Here is a 2926-nt window from a genome sequence, read left to right as displayed (position 1 = left end):
TTGATCTTCGGCCACTCCCTGGGGGGCGCGGTCGCGGTCGAGCTGGCCACGGCGCTTGCACGGCAAGCACACAAGGACGGCAGCCCGCCCCCCGCTCGGGGTTTGATACTCGAATCCACCTTCACCTCCCTGGGCGACGTCGCTGCGGCTGTTGCCGATACCACCCTGCCCGTGCGTTGGCTGATGTCGCAAAAATTCGATTCGCTAGACAAGATCAAGGACGTAGGCCTGCCGTTGCTGCTGGTGCACGGGCTGGACGATCGCTTTGTACCCTCGCGGTTCAGCCGACAGCTGTTCGACGCGGCGCAAGAGCCGAAGACCTTGTTGCTGGTGCCGGGGGCTACCCACAACAACAGCATGAGCCTTGCAGGGCAACGTTATCGGCGGGCGATTCAGGCGTTGTTGTGAAGGCAGGGCATTCACTGCACCGGCAAAAAATTCATCAGCAACAGGCTTTGCGCATAGTTGAGCCCGATCCGCCGATAGCGCTCATCCAGCAGCTCTGCGAGCAAATCCAGGCGCGCGACGATCTTGCCGAACTCGACGGCGAAACTCAGGTTGCTGCCCTCCTCCGAAATCTCGTTGGAGAACAGCAACAGCACGCCATTGGCATCCTGGCGCTGGCTGAGCATCCAGGTGGCCTTCTCGATATTGCGCGCCGCGTTGTTGACGAACAGCGGGTCGATGGTGTCGGTCATGTAGAACTCGGAGCGCCCGCCATGGGCGGTGATCAACATGCTGCCGATGGCGTAGATGAACGCACCGACCCGATCGCCACGAAACTCCGGGCTCAGGGCGTAACTCAGGGCCGCAAGGTCGCGCCGATTGCCCAGCTGCGCCAAGGGTTGGCGCTGCTCGATGGCGATGCGAATCTGCCGCTCGGCCGTGGCGGCATCGACGTAGCCGGACATCTTCCACTGATTCGGGTTGCGCAGGTACAGCTTGTTCATCAGCAGGTACAGGCTTTGCAGGTTGTCGCGCATGGACAGCGTCGCCAGGCGGTCGACACTGGTCTGGAACAGCTCGCTGGGCTTGCCGTTGCCAAACTGGCTGACGATGTCACGGCCCTGCTCCTGGGTGCAGGCACACAGGCAGGTCAAGGCGCCTGCCAGCAGCAGGCCAGGGAGGGTTTTGAAAGGGCTTGCAACCATCGGCACCGGGTCGATATTCGGCGGCCGCACCGGGGATCAGCGCGGCCTGGCCAAGCATAGAGCGCACAAACCGGAAAAAGTGCGATGGTTGCGGTAACTGGCTATCGGAACTTACAGGGCGTGGCGCAGCATCTCCACCATCTGCGCATGCAGTTCCGGGTCACCACACGCCACCACACAGCCGCCATGCTGCGCCGAGCTGCCGTCCCAAGCCGTGATCACCCCGCCCGCCCCTTCGATGATCGGCATCAATGCCTGCACGTCATACGGCTGCAGGCTGGCTTCGACGATCACATCGACAAAGCCCGAAGCCAGCATGCAGTACGCATAGCAGTCACCACCATAACGCATCAGCCGGGCCTTGCCGGCAACCGCCTCGAAGGCCGCCTTGCGTTCGGCGGTGTCGAACATGTCCGGCGTGGTGCACATCAGCGTGGCCGAGGCCAGGTCGGCGCAGGCGCGAGTCTTCAGCGGGGTGCCACTGCTCCAGGCACCTTGCGGGGTGCCGACGAAGCGTTCGCCGGTGAAGGGCTGGTTCATCACGCCTACGACCGGGCGTACACCGTCGTTCAAGGCAATCAACGTGCCCCACAGCGGCAAGCCGGTGATGAAGGCGCGGGTGCCGTCGATCGGGTCGAGCACCCAGGTCAGCGGGCTGGTCCCCACCGCCACGCCCTGCTCTTCACCCAGAATGCCGTGCTCGGGGTAGCGGGCTTGGATCAGTTCGCGCATGGCGTCTTCGGCCGCCTTGTCGGCCACCGTCACCGGGTCGTACAAGCGCCCGCCCTTGTCCTCGACGTCCAGGCTGGCGCGAAAATACGGCTTGATCGCCAGCGCGGCGGCATCAGCCAGCTGCTCGGCAAAGGCGCGGTATTCGACGATCTGTTCAGCACTCAGGGACATGGGGCGGGCCTCTTGAAGATAGTGGGGCCAGCATCATACCCGACAAGCCGAGCCGCACCAGCCGCCCAGCAACAGAGGCCACTATTATGACATTATCGCCACTTCATTTAACCGTCACCCAAACGTTGTACTAGGATACCCATCACCTCCCGAATGCGGCCCAGGACGCGGGCCGGCAGACAGACGGGGATCTGCACCACCGAACCTCATGGATGACACGATGAATTCGCACCTGCTCTACCCGCAAATTGGCAAAGTGATTGCCAGCACCGGCAGCCGCCAGTTCCCGCGCATGCTGCACGACCTGATCCAGGCCCACCTGACCATCGATGCCACGCACATACGCCTGTTGCCAATGGCACCCGCCGGCTATGACAGCCACGCCACCCTGATCGACGAGACGGTGTTTTCCTCGGACGAGCCGCCCGCCAGGGATTTCAGCGACCCTTCGCGCTTGCACCTGATCCGCCGCAAAGGCGATTCGCGCTATGAGATCCATGTACTGCGCGCCGACTCGACCTACGGGTTTTCGGCCTTCGAACGCAACCGCCTGGACGATATCTCGCCGCTGCTGTTGCCGATGCTGGAGAAGCACATCAATGCCTTGCAACCCGCCCCAGAGCGCACCACCCAGGAGAGCCTGGAGCAGCGCTTTACCGACCGCCTGGGGCAATCGGGGCTGAAGTTGTCAGAACGTGAGTGCCAAGTGTGCCTTGGCCTGCTGGCCGGGCATACCGCCCCGGAGCAGGCCGAGCGGTTGGCCTTGAAGGTGAATACCGTCGAGAGCTATTTGCGCCGGGCGGCGATCAAGCTGGGGATCAGCGGGCGGCATTCGTTGATGCGCTGGATGTATACCGCCGATTGATCATGTG

General features: G+C 63.1%; 4 protein-coding genes. 2 read left to right on the top strand and 2 right to left on the bottom strand.

Translation table 11 applies throughout. The features are described 5' to 3' along the window. Nucleotides 1-408 (top strand): alpha/beta hydrolase (locus tag NP534_RS26465; protein ID WP_274100694.1); only part of this gene is annotated, 408 nt, incomplete at its 5' end. Between the two features lie 11 nt (nucleotides 409-419). Here the strand turns inward: NP534_RS26465 and NP534_RS26460 are convergent. Together NP534_RS26460 and hisN are read right to left on the bottom strand one after the other, a co-directional pair. Then, nucleotides 420-1151: a hypothetical protein gene (locus tag NP534_RS26460; RefSeq protein ID WP_033697706.1), complete on the bottom strand. Its 732-nt coding sequence runs from the start codon at nucleotides 1149-1151 to the stop codon at nucleotides 420-422. Between the two features lie 111 nt (nucleotides 1152-1262). Next, a complete protein-coding gene (gene hisN / locus NP534_RS26455; protein WP_274100693.1) occupies nucleotides 1263-2054 on the bottom strand; it encodes a histidinol-phosphatase in 792 nt (263 codons plus the stop codon). Between the two features lie 220 nt (nucleotides 2055-2274). On the opposite strand from hisN, the gene NP534_RS26450 reads away from it, so the two are divergent. Then, complete coding sequence (locus tag NP534_RS26450; protein WP_274100692.1) at nucleotides 2275-2919, top strand: helix-turn-helix transcriptional regulator; 645 nt, start codon at nucleotides 2275-2277, stop codon at nucleotides 2917-2919. The last annotated feature ends 7 nt before the right edge of the window (nucleotides 2920-2926 follow it).

The organism is Pseudomonas sp. 39004, from assembly GCF_028682155.1.
Lineage (GTDB): Bacteria > Pseudomonadota > Gammaproteobacteria > Pseudomonadales > Pseudomonadaceae > Aquipseudomonas > Aquipseudomonas capeferrum.
This window is presented reverse-complemented; position numbering and strand designations above follow the sequence as displayed.

Bases quoted from the DNA above. Each gene is read 5' to 3' on its own strand.
- NP534_RS26460 (WP_033697706.1), bottom strand. From the start codon at position 1,151: ATGGTTGCAAGCCCTTTCAAAACCCTCCCTGGCCTGCTGCTGGCAGGC.
- hisN (WP_274100693.1), bottom strand. From the start codon at position 2,054: ATGTCCCTGAGTGCTGAACAGATCGTCGAATACCGCGCCTTTGCCGAG.
- NP534_RS26450 (WP_274100692.1), top strand. From the start codon at position 2,275: ATGAATTCGCACCTGCTCTACCCGCAAATTGGCAAAGTGATTGCCAGC.